General features: G+C 64.0%; 18 protein-coding genes. 9 read left to right on the plus strand and 9 right to left on the minus strand.

Annotated elements, in window-relative coordinates; all coding sequences use genetic code 11:
• Nucleotides 1-14: 14 nt before the first annotated feature.
• From OSH05_RS06270 to OSH05_RS06305, 8 genes are all read right to left on the minus strand, one after another.
• Nucleotides 15-569 carry a MarR family winged helix-turn-helix transcriptional regulator gene (locus OSH05_RS06270; RefSeq protein ID WP_266352099.1) on the minus strand — a complete coding sequence of 185 codons (555 nt, stop codon included), beginning with the start codon at nucleotides 567-569 and terminating at the stop codon, nucleotides 15-17.
• Nucleotides 570-604: 35 nt separating this feature from the next.
• Nucleotides 605-1,249: a cysteine hydrolase family protein gene (locus OSH05_RS06275; protein WP_104217060.1), complete on the minus strand. Its 645-nt coding sequence runs from the start codon at nucleotides 1,247-1,249 to the stop codon at nucleotides 605-607.
• A gap of 26 nt (nucleotides 1,250-1,275) precedes the next feature.
• Nucleotides 1,276-2,223 carry a nucleoside hydrolase gene (locus OSH05_RS06280; protein WP_104217653.1) on the minus strand — a complete coding sequence of 316 codons (948 nt, stop codon included), beginning with the start codon at nucleotides 2,221-2,223 and terminating at the stop codon, nucleotides 1,276-1,278.
• An 11-nt stretch (nucleotides 2,224-2,234) separates the two neighbouring features.
• Nucleotides 2,235-3,245 (minus strand): nucleoside hydrolase, encoded by a 1,011-nt coding sequence (locus tag OSH05_RS06285; RefSeq protein WP_104217059.1) that lies wholly within the window; start codon nucleotides 3,243-3,245, stop codon nucleotides 2,235-2,237.
• Nucleotides 3,246-3,265: 20 nt separating this feature from the next.
• The gene (locus tag OSH05_RS06290; protein WP_104217058.1) at nucleotides 3,266-4,237 is read right to left on the minus strand and encodes an ABC transporter permease; all 972 of its coding nucleotides are present in this window, start codon (nucleotides 4,235-4,237) and stop codon (nucleotides 3,266-3,268) included.
• Nucleotides 4,225-5,268 carry an ABC transporter permease gene (locus OSH05_RS06295; RefSeq protein ID WP_104217057.1) on the minus strand — a complete coding sequence of 348 codons (1,044 nt, stop codon included), beginning with the start codon at nucleotides 5,266-5,268 and terminating at the stop codon, nucleotides 4,225-4,227. Before OSH05_RS06295 ends, OSH05_RS06290 begins: the two co-directional genes overlap by 13 nt.
• Nucleotides 5,268-6,797, minus strand: a complete 1,530-nt coding sequence (locus tag OSH05_RS06300; RefSeq protein ID WP_104217056.1) for an ABC transporter ATP-binding protein — start codon at nucleotides 6,795-6,797, stop codon at nucleotides 5,268-5,270. Before OSH05_RS06300 ends, OSH05_RS06295 begins: the two co-directional genes overlap by 1 nt.
• 213 nt (nucleotides 6,798-7,010) lie before the next feature.
• A complete protein-coding gene (locus OSH05_RS06305) occupies nucleotides 7,011-8,021 on the minus strand; it encodes a BMP family lipoprotein (protein ID WP_104217055.1) in 1,011 nt (336 codons plus the stop codon).
• A 490-nt stretch (nucleotides 8,022-8,511) separates the two neighbouring features.
• On the opposite strand from OSH05_RS06305, the gene OSH05_RS06310 reads away from it, so the two are divergent.
• The 7 genes from OSH05_RS06310 to OSH05_RS06340 all read left to right on the plus strand — a co-directional run bounded on the left by OSH05_RS06310 (nucleotide 8,512) and on the right by OSH05_RS06340 (nucleotide 15,596).
• Nucleotides 8,512-9,861 (plus strand): ABC transporter substrate-binding protein, encoded by a 1,350-nt coding sequence (locus OSH05_RS06310; protein ID WP_104217054.1) that lies wholly within the window; start codon nucleotides 8,512-8,514, stop codon nucleotides 9,859-9,861.
• 100 nt (nucleotides 9,862-9,961) lie between these two features.
• Nucleotides 9,962-10,894, plus strand: coding sequence for a sugar phosphate isomerase/epimerase family protein (locus OSH05_RS06315; RefSeq protein ID WP_104217053.1), 933 nt, complete (start codon nucleotides 9,962-9,964; stop codon nucleotides 10,892-10,894).
• Nucleotides 10,895-10,908: 14 nt separating this feature from the next.
• A complete protein-coding gene (locus tag OSH05_RS06320) occupies nucleotides 10,909-11,871 on the plus strand; it encodes a carbohydrate ABC transporter permease (protein ID WP_104217052.1) in 963 nt (320 codons plus the stop codon).
• The gene (locus tag OSH05_RS06325; RefSeq protein ID WP_266352100.1) at nucleotides 11,871-12,779 is read left to right on the plus strand and encodes a carbohydrate ABC transporter permease; all 909 of its coding nucleotides are present in this window, start codon (nucleotides 11,871-11,873) and stop codon (nucleotides 12,777-12,779) included. Before OSH05_RS06320 ends, OSH05_RS06325 begins: the two co-directional genes overlap by 1 nt.
• 1 nt (nucleotide 12,780) lies before the next feature.
• On the plus strand, nucleotides 12,781-13,848 hold the full coding sequence (locus tag OSH05_RS06330; RefSeq protein ID WP_104217051.1) for a Gfo/Idh/MocA family protein: 1,068 nt from the start codon (nucleotides 12,781-12,783) through the stop codon (nucleotides 13,846-13,848).
• A 90-nt stretch (nucleotides 13,849-13,938) separates the two neighbouring features.
• Complete coding sequence (locus OSH05_RS06335; RefSeq protein ID WP_104217050.1) at nucleotides 13,939-14,772, plus strand: NAD-dependent epimerase/dehydratase family protein; 834 nt, start codon at nucleotides 13,939-13,941, stop codon at nucleotides 14,770-14,772.
• 2 nt (nucleotides 14,773-14,774) lie between these two features.
• Nucleotides 14,775-15,596, plus strand: a complete 822-nt coding sequence (locus tag OSH05_RS06340; protein ID WP_104217049.1) for an SDR family NAD(P)-dependent oxidoreductase — start codon at nucleotides 14,775-14,777, stop codon at nucleotides 15,594-15,596.
• A gap of 48 nt (nucleotides 15,597-15,644) precedes the next feature.
• Here OSH05_RS06340 and OSH05_RS06345 read toward each other — a convergent pair whose 3' ends face one another.
• Nucleotides 15,645-16,634, minus strand: a complete 990-nt coding sequence (locus OSH05_RS06345; protein WP_104217651.1) for an aldo/keto reductase — start codon at nucleotides 16,632-16,634, stop codon at nucleotides 15,645-15,647.
• A gap of 266 nt (nucleotides 16,635-16,900) precedes the next feature.
• Here OSH05_RS06345 and OSH05_RS06350 point away from each other — a divergent pair, with 266 nt between their 5' ends.
• Complete coding sequence (locus OSH05_RS06350) at nucleotides 16,901-17,941, plus strand: substrate-binding domain-containing protein (protein WP_104217650.1); 1,041 nt, start codon at nucleotides 16,901-16,903, stop codon at nucleotides 17,939-17,941.
• Nucleotides 17,942-18,095: 154 nt separating this feature from the next.
• The gene (locus OSH05_RS06355) at nucleotides 18,096-19,349 is read left to right on the plus strand and encodes an LVIVD repeat-containing protein (RefSeq protein ID WP_104217048.1); all 1,254 of its coding nucleotides are present in this window, start codon (nucleotides 18,096-18,098) and stop codon (nucleotides 19,347-19,349) included.
• The last annotated feature ends 28 nt before the right edge of the window (nucleotides 19,350-19,377 follow it).

The raw sequence follows: 19,377 nt of genomic DNA on the forward strand, positions 1-19,377 counted from the left end.
AGGCGACGGCCCGTCTAGTCTCCGCTCGCCACGTCCTCGCCGTCGGCGACCCGATGGAGCATTTCCATGAACATGGCGCGCTCGCTCGGTTTCAGCGGCGCCAGCACGCGGCGGCCAACCTCGACGCTGGTCGCGAGAAGGGGCGCGGCATAGCGAACGCCATGTTCGGTAAGGCGGATGATGGTGAGGCGCTGGTCCTCCGCCGAGGCGAAACGCTGGACCAGGCCGTGCTTGAGCAATTTTCGAATGACGATGCTGATCGTCGAAGGATCCATCGCAGTCAGGCGGCCGAGCTGGTTCTGCGAGAGTTCGCCATGTTTCATGATCGTCGCGAGCGCCGCCATCTGAGTCGGAGTCAGATCGTGCTCGCCCATCACCTCCTGAAAGCGCATCGTCGCGCGCTGATGCGCCTTGCGGATGAGATGGGCCGGATGCTCTCCGAGATCGTAGCCCGACGCCTCGTAGAGCGCGGCCGACATCGAGGCGAGGTCGATGCTGCGCCAGACATCGGCTTCGTTCTCGCGCTCGGATGCTTCCACCGTCGCAGCGTCCGCCTCGTTCGATGCCATGCGGCTCTCTCGCCCCTGTTCTCGTCACGCCGCGCTCAGGCGGCGATCGCCTCGTTCTCGATGACCGCGCCCGACGACAGCGCCGCAACCACGGAGGCCGAATCGCTGACGACGCCGAAATGGGTCGCGATGTCGTAGAGCGTCGATTCCTGTTCACGCGGTCCCGTCGCCGCGCAGCAATCGCGCGGGACGACGACTTCATAGCCGTTGAAGAACGCGTCGTGAACCGTCGAACGCACGCATATGTTGGTGACGACGCCGAACACGACGAGCTGGTCCACCAGCATGTCCTTCAGCACCAAATCGAGATCGGTCTGGAAAAAGCTCGAATAGCGATGCTTGATGACGTGGATCTCGTCGGCGCGGGCGCCGAGATCGTCGATGATCTCCGTCGCCCAGGTGCCCTCTGTGCCGTGCGGCGTGCGCTTCACCCATTCGCGGTCGCGCCGCATATTGCGGCGATGGCTGTCATGCACCCAGATCACTGGAGCGCCGGCCTTGCGAGCCGCATCGATCACGGCGAGCTGCGGCGGCATCAGCGTCTCGTAGCCCGGCAGCACCATCTTGCCGCCCGGCTTGCAGAACTCATTGATCATGTCGACCACGATGACCGCGGTGCGGGCGGGGTCGAGCTGAGCCTGTTCCGGGTTGTTGTGGGCCGAGAAGACGTCGATGGACATGGCAGTTTCTCCTCTGGTGACTTGGCTCAATCCCTGAGCAGCGAATAAAGCAGGTCGAAGAAGCGGTCGGCATCGACGTCCTTGCAGATTTCGGCGTTGGGCGGCAGGCCGCGCTCGTTCCAGAAATCCGCGACCGTGGCACCGAACGTGTAGGTTCCGCCCAGATCGACGCCAATATGGGCCGGACGCGTACGCACCAGCGTGGGGTCGATGATCAGCGCCAGCGCCAGCGGATCGTGCAAGGCGCCACCGACGCCCATCGAATTGCGGTGCAGCTTTTCGTAGAACAGCAGCCAGTCGTTGACGACGCGGCCAAGTTCCGTGTCGATCTTGCGGAACTCCGCATATTGCTCCTCCTCGACCAGCACCTGCATGGTGACGTCGAGGCCGACCATGGTCAGCTTCACGCCCGAATCGAGCACGATCCGTAGCGCTTCCGGATCGCAGAAGGCGTTGAACTCGGTCGGGGTGATGATCTCGCTCTTGCGCCAGAAGACGCCGCCCATCCAGGTGATGTCTTTGATCTTCGGCAGCAGTTCCGGATATTTCAGGATGAAGAGGCCGATATTGCAGAGCGGTCCGGTCGCCACGATGCGCAGCGGCTCGTCATGCTCGCGCAGCGTCTTCGCAATGAAATCGACCGCGTGAAGCTTCTCGACCTGCTTCGTCGCCATCGGCAGATAGGGCGAGCCTTCGAGGCCGCTTGGGCCGTCCGCCGTGCCGAGCACAAGCGGGCGGGCGAGCGGGCGATAGCAGCCGGCCGCGACCGGCACATCGCCTGCGCCGATGAATTCGAGGATGCGCAGCGTGTTCGAAACACACTTGTCGAGTTCGGCGTTTCCGCAGGTCACGGTGACGCCGAGGAGGTCGATCGCCTTGGAGCGATGCGCCATGACCAGCGCGATGGCGTCGTCATGGCCGGGGTCGCAGTCGAGAATGATCGGCGTCGGGCGGATATCGGGGGTCTGGCTCATCTTGTCCGTCCTCACGCCGCCTTGCCGTAAAGGGCGATGGTTTCCTTGAACAGCTTCATGAAGCGCCGTCCGTCGATATCGGTGCAGATCCGCGTTGTCTTCGGTCCGCCGCCGGGCAGAAGCTGGCGGCCGCGATAGGCAACCGTCTGGCCGCGCGCGAGCCGCCCGTCGAGGACGATGTCGACGAAGAGCGGCTCGGTCATGGTGCAGAGCGTCGGATCGAAGGCCAGCGCGAGCGTGATGATATCGTCCATCGGGAAGCCGACCAGATCGAAGAACTCGCGCCAGATGTCGATATAGATCGGGAAACTGTCCTGCAGCATCGTCAGGACCGGGTGCTCGCCAGCCGACAAAAGGTCGGCCAGGTCATCGCGGGTCAACATGCTGGCCGCGGCGCGGTTATCCTCGCATACGTCGAGCGGCACGAGAATGGTCTCGACGCCCTGGCTCAGCACGACGCGGGCGGCTTCGGCATCGGCCCAGATATTGTACTCGGAGAGCGGCGTGATGTTGCCGGGGGTGATGAAATTGCCGCCGAGCAGGACCATGCGCTTCACGTTCGCGGCAAGCTTCGGCTCCTGCAGATAGGCCATGGCAAGATTGGTCATCGGACCGGTCGCAACCAGCGTGATCTCGCCGGGAGAAGCGAGCACGGTGTCGATGATGAAATCGACCGCGTGCTTGTCGATGACCTTGTTCGTCGGCGTCGGCGCCGGCGGATTGAACTTCTTCAGCCGGTCGCCGAAGCGCGCGACAAGGCGCTTCTCGAAATGCACGGGCGCCTGCATGTCTTCCCTGGAATTGCCGACAATCGGACGCCAAGCGCCCTTGGCGACCGGGATATTCTCGCGGCCGGCGAGGGCCAGCGTGTTGAGCACGACATTGGTCACCTGCTCGATCGGGCCGGCGGCGCCCGTGCAGGTCGTGACCCCTTCCAGCTTCACCGAGGGCGAAATAGCGGCGAAGAGCACCGCCAATATGTCGTCCCCAGCGGAATCGACGTCGAGAATGATGCGTTCCATGCTTTTCCCTGGCCCGGGTTCTAGGATCCGGCAGTGCCGTTCGGTTTGACGGAGAGCGCCCGCCCCATGGAGGCGAGCGTCTCCTGGATGATGCGCGGTCGCGCACGATAGGAGAGCGCGAAGAGCGCGGCCAGTGCCACCAGATAGGGCACGGCCAGAACGAGATAGGACGAGACGCCGAAGGTCTGCAGGCGCAGCGACAGCGCGTCGGAGAAGCCGAACAGCAGGCATCCCAAGAGAATCTTGAGCGGATCGCCATTCGAGAAGATCAGGATCGCCACCGCCATGAAGCCGCGGCCCGATGACATGTTCTCCGTGAACATGGTGGTGTAGCCGAGCGAAAGATGCGCTCCGGCAAGGCCGGCCAGAACGCCGCAGATGAGCGAGGCCGTGTAGCGGATCTTCGTGATCGAGATGCCGAGTGCCTCCGCCGCTTCCGGCTTCTCGCCGACGACACGGATATAAAGGCCGAGGCGGGAGCGCTTGTAGAAGAGAATGAGCAGCGGCACGGCCAGGAAGGCGACATAGACCAGTGGCGTATAGCCGGAAATCATCTGCCCGATCGGCCCGAGTTCCTTGGCGAAAGGCAATCGGATGATCGGCAGTCCGACCAGTCCATGACCGAAGATCGAGCCGCGCGTGCCGAAGATCGCCTTCAGAAGCGAGATCGTCATGCCGCTCGCCAGAATGTTGAGCGCGAGGCCGACGACGACTTCATTGGCGCGGAACGTGACGACCAGAAGCGCGAAGATGAAGGCGAGCACTAGCGCTGCGGCGACGCCGCAGAGCACGCCGATCCAGGGCGAACCCGTGAAGATCGTGCCGATGACGGCGAAGAAGGCGCCCACCAGCATCTGGCCCTCAAGACCGATGTTGAAGATTCCAGCCTTGGTCGTGAACGAACCGCCGAGCGAAACCAGCAGGATCGGCGCCGTGGTGCGCAGCATCGCCACGACCAGGGTCGCGTTGAACAGACGTTCTAGAATTTCCAACGACGTTCTCCTGCCGTCGAATCTCCGGCGCGCCGACGAACCAGAATCTGCGCCGAAACCGCGAGAATGATGAGCGCCTGAATCACCGTGATGATTTCGCGCGAGGCGGTGGTGTCGACTTCGAGCAGCAGCGAACCGCTGCGGAGCGCGCCGAAGAAGAGCGCCGTGCCGATCGTGCCGATCGGATTGCCATTGGCGAGCAGGGCCGCGATGACGCCATCGAAGCCGAAACCGGGGGCGAAGCCTTCCATGAACCGGTGATGCACGCCGAGCGACTCGACCCCGCCGGCAAGACCGCCGATCGCTCCCGATACCAGCAGGAGCACGAAGGTCTGCCGCTTTATGTCGATGCCGCCATATTCTGCGAATTTCGGATTGGCGCCCATCTCCGTCACGGCGTAGCCGCGGGCTGTGCGGGTGAAGAAGAGATAGACGGCGATGGCCAGCCCCAGACCGATGAAGAGCCCCCAGTTCAGCCGCGAGAACGAGAAGATCTGCGGCAGATAGGCACTCTCCAGGATCGGCGGCGTATCCGGCTGCCCACCCGGACGCTTGAAGATGTTGATCGTCAGATAGGAGGTCAGCAGGACGGCGACATAGTTGGCGAGGATGGTCGAGACCACCTCATTGGTCTGGAAGCGCGCCCGGAAGAAGGCCGGGATCGCGATCCACAGCAACCCGGCGAAGGCAGCAACCGCGAGGCCGAGCAGCACATGCAGCACGGGGGGCAGCGCGAAGGAAAAACCAACCCAGGTCGCCGCGAAGCCGCCCAGGAAGAGTTGGCCCTCGATGCCGATGTTGAAGAGCCCACCGCGGAGCGAGACGCACGCCGCGATACCGCAAATAAGAATGGGCGTCATCTGCAGCAACGTTCCGGCGATGCGCTCCGGACTGCCGAAGGCGCCGTCGATCAGCGTCAGCAGCACATGGAGCGGGCTCTCCTTGACCGAAAGGATGACGACGGCACCCATGGCGAGAGCGATGGCAAGGGCGATGAGTTGGCCGAAAATGGCAGAGAGGCGATCCGACATCAGGCGACCTCCGCCACGCTTTGGATATCGACGCCCGCCATGAGATGGCCGATCACCTCCTCGCTGACGCCCTCGCCCGGCAATTCGCCCATGATGCGGCCGGCGAACATGACCAGGATCCGATCTGCGAGCGCGATCAACTCGTCGAGCTGGACCGAGATCAGCAGGATCGCCTTGCCCGCCTCGCGCTGGCGCATGATTTCCGAATGGATCGCCTCGGTCGCGCCGATGTCGACACCTCGGGTCGGCTGGTCGACCAGGAGGAAGCGCGCATCGCCCGAGAATTCCCGCGCCAGCACGACCTTCTGTATATTGCCGCCGGAAAGGCTCTTCACGGGCGATTCCGGCCCGCGCGTGCGAATGTCGAAGCGCTCGATCAGCTTCTTCGTCGTCGCCGTCAGATGGCGATGGTCGATTATGCCACGACGCGACCAGGGAGCCTGGTCCTGCCGTCCCATCAAAATGTTGAGCGCGACGGACGCATTGCGGTCAACGCCGCGCACCAGTCGGTCGCCGGGGACATGAGCGACGCCGGCATGGCGGATTTCGCGGGCCGAGGCGCCGTCGATGCGCTTGCCGCCCAACGCGATGCTTCCGTGAGATGGCGGGCGAAGCCCGGAAATGACTTCGGCGAGTTCCGTCTGGCCGTTACCCGCAACACCGGCAATGCCGACGATTTCGCCAGCCCGAACCTCGAAGGAAACGCCCCGCAACGCGGGAAGGCGGCGTTCGTCGCGCGCCCAGAGATCCTCGACCTTCATCACGGTCGCCCCGGAAGTCGGTGGACGCGGGCGTCGGTCGAAGGAAACGAGACGGCCGACCATCATCTGCACGAGGTCGGACTTGGTCAGTTCGGCCGTCGGCCGGGTCGCGACTTCCTTGCCGAGACGCAGCACCGTCACAGTATCCGAAACCTCCATCACCTCCTCGAGGTGATGGGAAATGAAGATCACGGTCATGCCTTGCGCGACGAAGCCACGCAGGGTGTGGAAGAGCTCGCGGCTTTCCTGCGGCGTCAGCACGGCGGTCGGCTCGTCGAGAATGATGGTCCGCGCGCCGCGCGCCAGCACCTTGAGGATCTCGATGCGCTGCTCGATGCCGACCGAGAGCAGCCCAACGCGCTCGGTCGGATCGACCTGAAGGCCGAACTGCTTCGAAAGTTCCGCCGTCCTGGCAATCTGGGCGGCATGATCGATAAGTCCGCCCTTCACGATCTCCATACCGAGAAAGACGTTCTCGGCGACGGTGAGCGAGGGCACGAGCTTGAAGTGCTGGTGGACCATCCCGATACCGGAAGCGATCGCGGCGGCCGGATTGGCAAGGACCTTTCGCTCCCCGTCGATCCATATCTCGCCCTCGTCCGGCTGCAAAAGCCCGAAGAGGATGTTCATCAGCGTCGTCTTGCCGGCGCCGTTCTCGCCGATGATCGCGTGGATGCGCCCGCGCTGGACCGCGAGATTCACGTTCTCATTGGCGACGAAGGAGCCAAATCGCTTCGTGATCGATTTCAGCTCGATGGCGAGGGACATGGGGGAGGTCCGTCCGGGCGATGAAGCACTTTCTGAACCTCCCCCTTGAGGGGAGGTCGAAGGCGCAGAGCGAAGCGATAGCGGCTTCGGGAGGGGGCTAGCTTGAGCAAGGCCCAAGCGTTCTCGCCATCGGATCTGGCGCAACCCCTCCCCAAAACCGCTACGCGGTTTTGACCCTCCCTCAAGGGGAGGTTCAAGGCAGCGATGCTGCCTCTACTTCACCGTCGGAACGACGATCTTGCCGGAGACGACATCGGCCTTGAGCGTCTCGAGCTTCGCCTTGACGTCCGCCGGAATCTTGCCCTCGACATCGGGGCAAAGCTTCAGTTCGACGCCGCCCGACGCGAGATCGTAGGTGTGAACCGATCCCGGGGCGATCTCCTTGCCGTCGACGACATCCTTGACGAGGCTGTAGACGGCGATATCGGCCTTCTTGAGCATTGAGGCCATGACATGGCCCGGCGCGATGGCGCACTGGTCGACGTCGACGCCGATCGAGTATTTCTCGGCCGCCGCGCTCGCCTGCATCACGCCCTCGCCGGTCGGGCCGGCGACGTTGTAGACAATGTCGGCGCCCTGGCCGTAGAGCGCCATGGTGAGTTCGCTACCCTTGGCGGGGTCGTCGAAGGTGCCGGCAAACACCGAGTCGACGCGGACGTCCGGTGCCGCCGCCTTGGCGCCAGCCTCATAGCCGCCGAGGAAATCGCGGATGACGGGAATGTCGCGGCCGCCGACAAAGCCGATCGCCTTGCCGTCGCCGAGACCTTCGATCGCGCTGCCCTTCTCGGCCATCATCGCGGCGAGCGCGCCGGCCATGAACGAGCCCTGGTTCTGGGCGAAGTTCGCATAGATGATCGTCTTGGAATCGAGTACGCCATCGATGAACACGAACTTGGTGTTTGGATAGGCGGCGGCAGTCTTCTGCAGCGCGTCGACCAGTTCCCAGCCCATCACGAAGACGAGGTCGTAGGAACCGTCCTTGGCGACGTTGTTGAACTGCTCCTCATAGTCGAGCGCGCGGTTGCCGGTGTCGATCAGCTTGACCTTCACGCCGAGATCCTTCTCGGCCTTCTTCAAGCCGTCGACGATGGCGACGCCGAAGCCTTGCGCGAAATAGCCGGAGATCGCGGCGATGGAGACTTCCTTGGCGGAAGCGGCGGTCGCCACCAACGCGAAGGCCGAGGCGCCGCAAAGGGCGATGAGACGACGGGACCAGCTGGACATGATGACCTAAACCCCTGGAGTTTGGAGAACTACGATCCTGAACGATGCGTCCATTTCCGATCGCCCGGTCGGCTGAGTTCCCTGCGCCGTATTCCGGATATCGTTGATGGTCATACAATCCTGCGCGAGTTTTAGCGTTTGTCAATCGGGTAGGCATGCCTGGAATCCGAACATTGACTGCTCGGCTGTTAGGCATTCTCCGGCCGGCGGCGCTTCCTGACTAATATCGATCAACGGCTTGCCCGGCTCTTCTGAACGAAGATGGCGGGAACGAGGAACGTAGCGTTAGCCTTGGCTTGCCGTCTTTCGCCGCCCTTGTCGCAAAACGATCGATCCTGAGCGGGTTTTGGCCGGAATTGCGCGAAATCTGCTGAATCTAAGTGCATGCCTACCCGATTGACAAAAATCAAATCCGGCGCACAGGATTGTATGACCATCAACGAGTTTGATCTTGGACGTGGTCTCGATTTGGCGAGGAACGGAGAGTCAGATGCCAATCCAGCAGGGAACGATGAAACCAGCACGCCGCCCGGTTCGGGCGAGCCTCGCCGCCGGCCTAGTTGGCCTCGGCCTCCTCGCCGCGCCGCTGTCGGCCTTCGCCGACGGCATCACGCTCAAGGTGTTCGGAGGCTCGACCCTTGATCAGCTCGCCCCGCGCCAGGCGCCGGATGAGCAGAAGAAGATCCAGAAGGAGGTTTTCGACGGCTTCCTGAAGGCCTATCCGGAAGTGACCGCGATCGAATGGGACGCGCAGGGTCCGCAGGGCGACGCGATCCAGCGGCTGATGACGGCACGCCTCGCCGACCAGGAGATGGACCTCATCGCCTGCCCGGCTTTCTACACCAACGGTGCCTATGTCCGCCGCAAGCTGGTCATGCCGATCACCGACAAGATCAAGCCGTTCCAGGACCGCATCGACGCGGCGGCGCTTGGTGCCTTCACGATCAGCGGCGAGGTCTATGGCGTTCCGATCTCGACGCTTTCGACGTCGACGATCTACTACAATGTCGACATGTTCAATAAGCTCGGCATACCGGTTCCGACGACCTATGAGGAGCTGAAAGCGGCCGTGCCGAAGCTTCAGGCGGCCGGCGTGATCCCGCTGCTGCATCAGGGCTCGAACACGGTCATGTGGCCGATGTGGTATTTCGAGACACTGTCGCAGACGACAGGCGATGCCGTCGCCAAGACGGTCAAGAACCTCGACGGCACGGCGAAGTTCACCGATGCGACGGATGTCGAGGCTTTCAAGCTGATCAAGCAATGGGTGGATGACGGCGTCCTGTCGAAGGATTCGCTCGCCGTCGACATGGACGGGATGCGTGCCGCCTTCGCGGCCGGCAAGAGCGCCATGTATTATGGCGGCACCTGGGAAATCCCGTCGCTGCAGTCGAGCGTCAAGGACTTCAAATGGGGCGTCTTCCCCTTCCCGAAGATGGCCGGAACCCCTGGCAATCCCGGACATGGTGGCGGTGCTGACAACGGCATCTGCGTCTCCTCCTCGATCAAGCCGGAGAAGCTCGACGCCGCGGTCAAGTTCATCGAGTACCTGACCCGCCCCGAAGTCGCGACGCTCTATCTCGCTCCCGAGCAGCCGATCGCCGCGTCGATCAAGGGCGTGCCGCAGATCGAGGATGCCTATGCGGTCGAACTTCGCAAGGATGCCTTCCCGGCGACGATCAAGTTCCTCGACTGGATCTGGCCGTCGGAAGTCGCCACCGCCACCGCCTCGGCGATTGCCGGTGTCGTCGGCGGCACTTTGACCCCGGAGGAGGCCGCTGCCTCGGTGCAGACCGCCTTTGACGAGGTCAAGGCGTCGGGCCAGTGGCCGCCCAAGTAATCCTCTGAAACATGCCGCCGCCCTTTGCCGGGCGGCGGCATCGCCCCTTCGATCTCTCCCGAGGCCTTCGCAGTGCGAGGCCGCAAGACCGGTACCTGCCATGACCACGCCCCGCTCCGAGCGCCAGCGCTTCTCGATCGGCTATCATCTGAACAGCTGGGACCTGACCGGTCAGCCGCTGACGCCGGCGATCCAGTTCCTCGCCGAACAGGGCTTCGGCTGGTTCGAGATCCTCGCCTTCACCAGCCTGTCCGATCAGTATGCGCGCAAATACATGCAGCTCGGCAACCAGGCGCCGATGGGCGTCACTACCGACACCGACATTCTGCGCCGCTATGCGCTGCTGTCCGAAGGCCAGAGCGAATACGGCATCAAGCTCTCGTCGTTTTACGTCAATGCGATCTTCACCAACCCGGTCGCCTGGCCCTATGAGCGCGACGTTCTCGTGGCGCTGGCCCGCATGCTGAAGGGCTTCGGCTCGCCGGTGCTGGTGCTCGGCGGCGGCCCGTCGGAAGGCATTGCCGGGCCGCACACGGCCGAGGATTACAAGGCCTTCTGCCGTTCGCTGGAGGATATCGGCCGGCGCACGCAGGATCTCGGTATCGAGACGGTCTACCATCCCCATCTCGACACTTTCGTCGAGCGGCGCGACCAGCTCGACCGGATGATGGACGAACTCGATACGCGCGTTGCCGGCCTCTGCATCGACCCGGCGCATCTGGTTCACACCAACTCCGACCCCGTAGACGCGCTGAAGACCTATATTTCGGCCGTGCGCTATATGCATTTCAAGGATTCGCACGTCGATCCGGCCCTCAAGGGCTATGACCGCTATGCGGCCTTCTGCGAACTCGGCGCCGGCGTCGTCGACCTCGCTGCGCTTGTCGATGTGCTCCTGGACAATGACTATGCGGGCCTCGCCATCATCGAACTCGACGCCTCGCAGAAGACAGCCGAACAATCGGCGCTGGAGAGCATCGCCTATATCCGCGATACGCTCGGCCTCGTGCTGACGCCGGCCAAGGCCGGCTGAGCGGACGATACGCGATGGTGACCGCCGCCAGCAGCGTTGCAGAGAGCACGGCTTCCCTCCCGGGCCGCGCTCCACGCCGGCTCGGGGCGCCTCGGCGCCCCGAGACCGGAGACGGCACCGTCGCGTTCTGGATGATCCTGCCGGCCGCGATCCTCTTCGCGCTCTTCTACATCTGGCCCTTCCTGAACGGCTTCTGGCTGAGCCTCACCAACTGGGACGGGTTTTCGCCTCCCCGCTTCGCAGGTCTCGCCAATTATTTCCGCCTGGCGCATGATCCGATCTTCCTCGGCGCGCTCCGGAATAATCTGATCTTCGTGCTGTCAGTGCTGGTGCTGAAGAATGTGCTGGGTCTCGCCCTGGCGCTGCTTCTGAACCGGGCCCTGTTCGGCCGCGCGTTCTTCCGTGCCGCCGCGTTCATTCCTGTCACCATGTCCTTCGTCGCAGTCGGGCTGCTATGGTCGTGGATCTACAACCCGGTCTTCGGCCTGCTGAACGCCGGACTCGATGCGGTCGGGCTCGGCATGCTGAAGCAATCCTGGCTCGGCAACGCGCATATCGCGCTCTATTCCGTGATCGCCGTGGACGTGTGGAAATGGCTCGGCTTCCACGCCGTCATCTATCTCGCCGGTCTCCAGACGATTCCCGCCGAGCTTTATGAGAGCGCGACCATGGATGGTGCCAGCCGCGGCAGCCGCTTCTGGCATATCACCCTGCCGCTCATCATGCCGATCGTGTTCATCAACACGATTCTCGGCCTCTCCGGCGCGTTCGTGCGCAACTTCGACATCGTCTATGTGCTGACAAAGGGCGGGCCGAACCACGCGACCGAAGTCGCTCTCACCTACATGATGACCAAGGCCTTCCAGGATGGGCAGATGAGCTATGCCTCCGCCATGGGCTATGTGCTCTTCGTTATCGTCGGTCTCGCCTGCGCCCTGCTGCTCGCGCTGATGCGCCGTTCGAGGCTCGAGGTCTGATGAGCGCGAAGGCAGAGGCACCCTTCATGGTTCCGAGAGGGCCGGCGCGGCGCGGCTTCTCCGAGACGATCGGCGAACTCGGCTGGCGCGGCGTTCTCGAATTTGCCGGCATCTATCTCGCGCTCGCCGTCGTGCTGCTGCAGACGGTCTATCCCCTGCTCTGGGTTCTGTTCGGCTCGCTCAAGACGAAGACCGACCTCATCAATAATGTCTGGGGTCCGCCGTCCGAACTTGTCTTCCAAAACTATGCCGACGCCTGGCGGATCGCCGGCATCGGCTCGCGGATCGTCAACAGCGTCTCGATCACTGCCGCCGCGCTGGCGATCCTCGTCGCGGCGGCCACACCCTGCGCCTATGCGCTGGCGCGGCTCAAATTCCGAGGCCGCGGCGTGCTTCTTGCGATCACGGTGGCCTCCATGCTCGTGCCGCCGCAGGTGATGGCCATTCCGCTGTTCCTGACGGCACGCGACCTCGGCCTGATCAATAACCGCCTCGGCCTCGCGATCATCTACGCCGCGACGTCGCTGCCGCTCTCGGTCTTCATCCTGCGCTCGTTCTTCCTGACGCTCCCGGCGGACCTGGAGGACGCCGCGCGGGTCGACGGCGCCAGCCGCCTCGTCATCCTGACGCGGATCATGTTGCCGCTGATCAAACCAGGCGTGGCGCTGGTTGCGATCTTCGCCTTCATCGAGATCTGGAACGACTTCTTCCTCGCCTTCCTGCTGCTCCGGAAGCCCGAGTTGCAGACGATCCCGCTGGGGCTCGTCAGCTTTTTCCAGCAATATGATTCGCTCTGGAACCTCTATTTCGCGACGTTGATGATCACGACGCTGCCCGTGATCATCATCTTCCTCCTGATGCAGCGACAGTTTATCGCCGGGCTGACGGCCGGCGCGGTAAAGGGTTGATATGTCTGACAAAGTCATTGGCGTTGGCGTCATCGGCTGCGGCGAGATCGCCCAGCTCATGCACCTTCCCTTCATCGAGGAATTGCCGGCCTTCCGTGTCGCGGCCCTGTGCGATATCTCGGCCGGCGTCCTGGAAAAGCTCGGCACGCAATATGCCGTCACGGCACTCTATTCCGACTACCGCGCCCTGCTCGCCGACCCCAATGTCGAAGCCGTCGTGATCTGTACCTATGATCATGGCGAGATCGTCACGGCGGCGCTGGCAGCCGGTAAGCATGTCCTGGTCGAGAAGCCGCTGGCCTTTACGCCGGAGGAAGCGCAGCCGCTGGTCGAGCAGGCGGAGGCAAGCGGTCTCGTCGCGCTGGTCGGCTACATGAAGCTCTACGACCCCGGCTATGAGACCGGCCTGAAGAAGATCGCCGCGATCGGGAAGCCGCGCTCGATCCATATCCACGATTTCGCCGGGCGGTTCGATCGATATGGCGCGCTCTATACGCAGCATCGCGCCAGCGACGTTCCGGCCGACGTCATGGCCACCGCTCGCGCCGCTGCGGCATCGCGCATCGACGCGGCGCTCGGCCCCGATCACGCAGCCTATCGCGATCATTACCTGCTGCTCCTGATGCTCGGCAGCCACGATCTCGCCGTGCTGCGCGGGGCGTTCGGCACCGACGCGCAGGTCGCCTATGCGCGGACGGTCGGCAGCGACCAGATCCTCGCCTTGCTCGAATTTCCGGGCGGCGTCCCGTGCTACCTCGATATCGGTGTCGCGAAGTATGAATGGTGGGACGAGTTCCTGCATGTCCATGGCGATACGGACGAGGTGCGCATCACCTTCCAGAACCCGTACTGGAAGCACGCATCGGCGTTCGTCACCGTCAAGGAAGCCGTCGGCGAGGCGCCCGTCGAGACGGTGCTGCCCGGCCTGCCCGACACCGCGTTCCGTCGCGAATGGCTGCACTTCGCCGACTGCATCCTGAACGGCGCCACGCCGCGCACGCCGCTCTCGGGCGGCCTCGCCGATCTCGATCTGGCCGTCGCCATCATCAAGGCCCTGCCGGCGAAATGAGTGCCTGGGGGCCAGGATCGGAAAAGAACCGGTATCGAGCCAGCGCATGACGGAAAATGATCGGACCGATGGTCCGGAACGGAGGACGGGATGATCGTTGCGGTAACCGGATCGAGCGGGCTTCTGGGACGCAGCGTCGTCGACGCCCTGATGGCGGCGGGCCACACGGTTCGCGGCATCGACAGCGTTCCTGCGACGACGACGGTCAGCTCGCATCTCACTGTGGACCTCGCGGATTTCGGCGAGGCGGTGCTGGCGCTGAAGGGGGCGGATGTCGTCGTCCATGTCGCCGCCATTCCCAGGCCGACCGGGCGGACCGCGACCGATGTCTTTTCGACCAACATGGCGTTGGCCTTCAACGTGGTCGAAGCCTCGGTCGTCCTGGGCATCCGCCGGCTGGTTTATGCCTCGTCCTTCAGCGTGCTCGGCTTCCCCTTCTTCGTGAAGCCCGTCGAACTCAGCTATCTGCCCATCGACGAGGCTCATCCGAACGCGCCTCAGGACGCCTATGCGCTTTCGAAAACGCTGGGCGAGGATGTAGTGGAAGCGGCCGTGCGGCGCGGCGCTCTCGACGCGGTCAGCCTGCGCATGCCCTGGATCCAGACCGCCGCGACCTTCATGAAGGAGGTCGGACCCCGACGGGCGAGCGCCGACTCCGGCCGCGATCTCTGGAGCTATATTGACGGGCGCGACGCGGCAGCCGGGTTCCTGGCGGCGGTCGAGGCCAATACCACCGGGCACCACCGGCTCTTCCTCTCGGCGCCCGACACCTATAGCGAAACGCCGACGCTCGATCTGATCCGAACGGCCTTTGGCGATCTCCCGCTGAAGCGCGACGTCACTGGCTTCGAGGCGGTCATCGACACCAGCGCGGCGCGGCGCGTCCTCGGCTTCGTTCCGAAACACTCCTGGCGGGATTATTGATCATGTCGGAAGAGCGGTTTGCAGGGAAAGTCGTGCTGGTCACGGGCGGTGCCGGCGCGATCGGCTCAGCTGCCTGCCGCCGGTTCGCCAGCGAAGGCGCGTCGATCGCCGTGGTCGATCGCGATCCCGGACGAACCGACGCCTTCGTGAAGGCGCTGCGCGATGCCGGATACAACGCGATCGGCATTGTCGCTGACGTCGCCAACCCGGCGGATGCTGAACGGGCCGTGGCCGAGACCATCGAAAGGCTATGTCGCATCGACATCATCTTCAACAACGCCGGCATCGCCGGCAAGGTCGCGCCCGTCCATGAACTTACGATCGAAGACTGGGACAATATCGTCCGCATCAATTTGCGCGGCGTATTCCTGATCCAGCGCTTCGGCCTCAGGGCGATGATCGATGCCGGCATACGCGGCTCGATCGTCAACATGGCCTCGTCCATGGCGGGGTGGGACGTGCTGGCCGGCGGCGCCGGTTATGCGGCGACCAAACACGCCATCCTCGGACTCACCAAGATCGCCGCCTTCGACGTCGCCCGCTACGGCATTCGCGTCAATGCGGTCTGCCCGGGCGTGATCGAGACCACGCTCGGCGTTCCCGCCGAGGACCAGGCGAGCTATCGCAGCGGCATCGACCGCTTCGCCAATCGCATCCCGCTGCGCCGGATCGGCCAGCCGGAGGATGTCGCGGCCGTGGTCGCTTTCCTCGCCTCGGACGATGCCCGCCATGTCACCGGCGTCGGCTGGCTGATCGATGGCGGCCAAACCATGCAGAGCTGGGCCAACGCGCCCGACGCGGAGGCCTATCCACTGGTGCGGTAGGCTGATGGCGCGGCCTCGCCCCTCTGGCGGTGGGCGAGGCCGGTCGCTTTACTGCCGCAGCGTATGAGCCTCGAACTCGGCCCAGGCGGCGTCCGGAATGCTTTCGCCGAGCAGATCGAGATTGCGCTCCAGGCTCGACGGCTTCGCCGTCCCGATCAGAACCGAAGCGACACTCTCGCTCTTCAGCGGGAATTCCATCGCGGCAGCCCCGAGCGAGACGCCGTATTTCTGCGCCACGGCCTCAAGGCCACGCACATGCTCAAGTACCGTTTCGGAGGCCGGCTCATAATTGAACGGCGCGCCGGGCTTGGCCCCCATGGCGAGAATCCCGGAGTTGAACACGCCGCCCACGATCAGCGACGTACCGGTCTCGGCGCAGCGGGCCAGCAATTCCTTCTCGGCAGTACGGTCGAGCAGCGTATAGCGGCCGGCAAGCAGGATGCAGTCGATCGGCGTGCGCGCCATCGTCTCCAGGCAGACTTCGACTTCGTTGACGCCGAGACCTACGGCGCGGATGACGCCGGCGCTCTTCAATTCGTCGAGCGCCTTCATGCCGCCATCCATCAGATCGCGGAAATGACGGGCATTGCCTTCGACGCCATGCTCCAGCACGCCGATATCATGAACGAAGACGATCTCGACCTTGTTGAGCCCGAGACGCGCCAGGCTGAACTCGAGCGAGCGCATGACGCCGTCGTAAGAATAGTCGTAGTCGGCGCGGAAAGGCAGCGGATCGACGAAACCGTAATCGGGGACCTCGTTCGCGGGCACCGGCTTGAGCAGGCGTCCGACCTTGGTCGAAACGACATAGGAGCCCGCCGGCTTGTGCTGCAGGAAGTCGCCGAGACGGCGCTCCGACAGGCCGTGGCCATAGCGTGGCGCCGTATCGAAATAGCGGATGCCCGCGTCCCAGGCCAATGCCAGCGTCGCTTCCGCGTCCTCGCGCGCGACCGCGCGATAGAGATTGCCGATTCCGGCGCAGCCGAAGGAGATCGTGGTGACGCCAAGTCCCGTGTGGCCGATCTTGCGTGTCTGCATAGTCTCAAGCTTCCCGATGATAACGCCCGCGGCCAACCTGCCGCTCCTCGCCCGTCGCGGCCGCCCGACCGGAAGTCGTTCCCGACACCCGACCCAACGGGTTAGAACATTCGACCTGAAATCAGGTCTACTCTGGAACGAAATTCCTTATGCAATGGCTCGCGGCTGGATAGTTTCGAACACCTCGGACAACCTCATAGGCGAAGGCGCCCAAGCACCGCGGCTCTATGCGCCAGCCTGCTGCGCTCCGCAAGAAGGACAAGATAATGAAGCGAACCTTTATCCAGCTCGCCCTCGCAGCGGGCCTTGCTGCGCTGGCCACGAGCGTATCCGCGGCGGGCATTGCCGGAGCGCCCGCGCCCTTCGACAAGGGTGGCGTCAAGATCGCCGTCATCAGCTTTCTCGGCTCGGGCGACTGGCTCCAGGCCTTCGAGGCCGGCGTGAAGCGTCAGGCCGACGCCCTCGGCATCGACGCCAATATTTCGCAAGCCCGCAACGACATCAACCAGGAACGCGAACTGATCCAGCAGGCGATCAATCTCGGCGTCCAGGGCATCATCATCAATAACGGCCAGCCCGAAGCGATCAAGGACGTGGCGCAGGCAGCGCTCGACGCCGGCATCCCGGTCGTCGCCTACGACACCAATCTCGACAATCCCAAGATCCCACAGGTCGAGCAGTCCGATGCCGACATGGCACGGCTCGTCCTCGATCAGGCGGTGAAGGACCAGGGCGAGGCCTTTGATGGCGGCGTCGTCTATGTCGCCGGCTTCGCGCCTCTCGATCGCCGCTATGCCGTCTGGAAGGACTTCGGCAAGAAGTATCCGGGCATCAAGGAAGCCGCGACCTGGGGCGTCGTCAACGACACGGTCGCGGCCTCCGTCGCCGACCAGACCAAGGCAGTGCTGCGCGCCAATCCCAGCATTTCGGTCGTGTTCACGCCCTGGGACGAGTTCGCGCGCGGCGTAAAGCTCGCGATCGACGAACTGGGCGTCGCCGACAAGGTCAAGATCTACGGCGTCGATATCTCGACCTCGGACATCCAGGCGATCATCGAGCCGGGCAGCCCCTGGGTCGCGACCGCGGCCACGAATCCCGCCGTCGTCGGCGAGGCTTCCGTTCGCGCGCTGGCCCAGCTCATCGCGGGTCAGGATCCAGGCCACAGCGTGGTGATCCAGCCGGCGCTGGTCACGCAGAAGGACCTCCTCGACAACAACATCAAGACGATCGAGGAACTGCAGGCGAAGTTCCCGGCCTTCCAGGACAGCGACGCTGCCAAGGCGCCGTGGATTCCGGAAGCGAAGTAAGGCAAGACGACCAGCACCAAAACCCGCAAGGCGGTCATCCCCGGGCTAGACCCGGGGATCCAGCATTTTCGGGCCGCCGCGGAAGGCTGGGTTGCCGGGTCGAGCCCGGCAATGACAGAGAATGCAACACCGCCGAGAAGCCTCAGAGACCTCCATGACCCTGCCCGCTCCCGACTTCGCCCGCAACATGCGCCTGATCGGCCATTCCGATCAGGGCGGACGGCCGGATGCGCTCCAGGTCATGGTGCATCGAGGCTACGCCTATGTCGCGCACCCGTGGTCGCAGGGCTTCTCGATCATCGACGTGCGCGATCCGAAGAACCCCGGCGAGACGGTGTTCGTGCCGGCGCCGCCCAACACCTGGAACATCCATCTCCAGACGCATGACGACCTGCTCCTCGTCATCCATGCGCGCGACCTCTTCGCCGATGCCGCCTTCGCGGTGGACGAGAAGGTCTATTATACGAAGTCCGTCGGCGAGACCGTCGGCACGGCCGCGGGCGGCCGGGCTGCGCGCAACTGGTCGGCCGGCGTCGCGATCTACGATATCGCCAACCCCACGACGCCGCGCCGGATCGGCTTCTTCCCCGTCGAAGGCGTCGGCGTCCATCGCATCTGGTATGTCGGCGGGCGCTACGCCTATGTCTCGGCGCTGATCGACGGCTATAGCGACTATATCTTTCTCATCATCGACCTCGCCGACCCGACAAAGCCAGTCGAGGCGGGACGCTGGTGGATCCCCGGCATGCATCTGGCCGGCGGCGAGACGGCGAACTGGCCGGACGGCCGGCGCTATGCGCTGCACCACGCGCTGGTCGAGGGCGACACGGCCTATGCCTGCTGGCGCGACGGCGGTCTGACGATCCTCGATATCAAGGACCGCACGGCGCCGAAGCTCGTCACGCACCGCAACTGGTCGCCGCCCTATGGCGGCGGCACGCATTCGGCCCTGCCGCTGCCCAAACGCGATCTTCTGGTCGTTGCCGACGAAGCGGTGCTCGATAATGAAGAGGACGGGCGCAAGCTCACCTGGATCTTCGACATCCGCGAGCCGTCCAACCCGGTCTCGATCGCGACGCTGCCAGTTCCCGGCGAGGCCGACTACGCCGCGAAGGGTGGCCATTTCGGCCCGCATAATCTGCATGAAAACCGGCCGGGCAGCTTCCAGTCCGACACGCTGATCTTCGCGACCTGGCAAAATGCTGGCGTGCGCGCCTTCGACATCTCCGATCCCTACCGGCCAAAGGAGACCGGGGCGCTGGTTCCCGCCGGTCCGGCGCGCATGGTCGACAGGCGGCAGGGGCGCCCGCCCGTGATCCAGTCCGCCGATCTCTTCGTCGACGCCAACGGCATTATCTATTCGACAGATTACAATGCGGGGCTGTCGATCATCGAATATGGCGGCTAAGAGAAGCCGCGCGGCCATCGCCGCCGAT

Origin of the sequence: Kaistia algarum (genome assembly GCF_026343945.1) — a bacterium.
Taxonomy (GTDB): Bacteria; Pseudomonadota; Alphaproteobacteria; order Rhizobiales; family Kaistiaceae; genus Kaistia; species Kaistia algarum.

Coding starts and splice junctions, on each gene's coding strand:
- OSH05_RS06270 (WP_266352099.1), bottom strand. CDS start 569: ATGGCATCGAACGAGGCGGACGCTGCGACGGTGGAAGCATCCGAGCGC.
- OSH05_RS06305 (WP_104217055.1), bottom strand. CDS start 8,021: ATGTCCAGCTGGTCCCGTCGTCTCATCGCCCTTTGCGGCGCCTCGGCC.
- OSH05_RS06350 (WP_104217650.1), top strand. CDS start 16,901: ATGAAGCGAACCTTTATCCAGCTCGCCCTCGCAGCGGGCCTTGCTGCG.
- OSH05_RS06320 (WP_104217052.1), top strand. CDS start 10,909: ATGGTGACCGCCGCCAGCAGCGTTGCAGAGAGCACGGCTTCCCTCCCG.
- OSH05_RS06330 (WP_104217051.1), top strand. CDS start 12,781: ATGTCTGACAAAGTCATTGGCGTTGGCGTCATCGGCTGCGGCGAGATC.
- OSH05_RS06310 (WP_104217054.1), top strand. CDS start 8,512: ATGCCAATCCAGCAGGGAACGATGAAACCAGCACGCCGCCCGGTTCGG.
- OSH05_RS06280 (WP_104217653.1), bottom strand. CDS start 2,223: ATGAGCCAGACCCCCGATATCCGCCCGACGCCGATCATTCTCGACTGC.
- OSH05_RS06355 (WP_104217048.1), top strand. CDS start 18,096: ATGACCCTGCCCGCTCCCGACTTCGCCCGCAACATGCGCCTGATCGGC.
- OSH05_RS06340 (WP_104217049.1), top strand. CDS start 14,775: ATGTCGGAAGAGCGGTTTGCAGGGAAAGTCGTGCTGGTCACGGGCGGT.
- OSH05_RS06300 (WP_104217056.1), bottom strand. CDS start 6,797: ATGTCCCTCGCCATCGAGCTGAAATCGATCACGAAGCGATTTGGCTCC.
- OSH05_RS06295 (WP_104217057.1), bottom strand. CDS start 5,268: ATGTCGGATCGCCTCTCTGCCATTTTCGGCCAACTCATCGCCCTTGCC.
- OSH05_RS06325 (WP_266352100.1), top strand. CDS start 11,871: ATGAGCGCGAAGGCAGAGGCACCCTTCATGGTTCCGAGAGGGCCGGCG.
- OSH05_RS06335 (WP_104217050.1), top strand. CDS start 13,939: ATGATCGTTGCGGTAACCGGATCGAGCGGGCTTCTGGGACGCAGCGTC.
- OSH05_RS06285 (WP_104217059.1), bottom strand. CDS start 3,245: ATGGAACGCATCATTCTCGACGTCGATTCCGCTGGGGACGACATATTG.
- OSH05_RS06345 (WP_104217651.1), bottom strand. CDS start 16,634: ATGCAGACACGCAAGATCGGCCACACGGGACTTGGCGTCACCACGATC.
- OSH05_RS06315 (WP_104217053.1), top strand. CDS start 9,962: ATGACCACGCCCCGCTCCGAGCGCCAGCGCTTCTCGATCGGCTATCAT.
- OSH05_RS06275 (WP_104217060.1), bottom strand. CDS start 1,249: ATGTCCATCGACGTCTTCTCGGCCCACAACAACCCGGAACAGGCTCAG.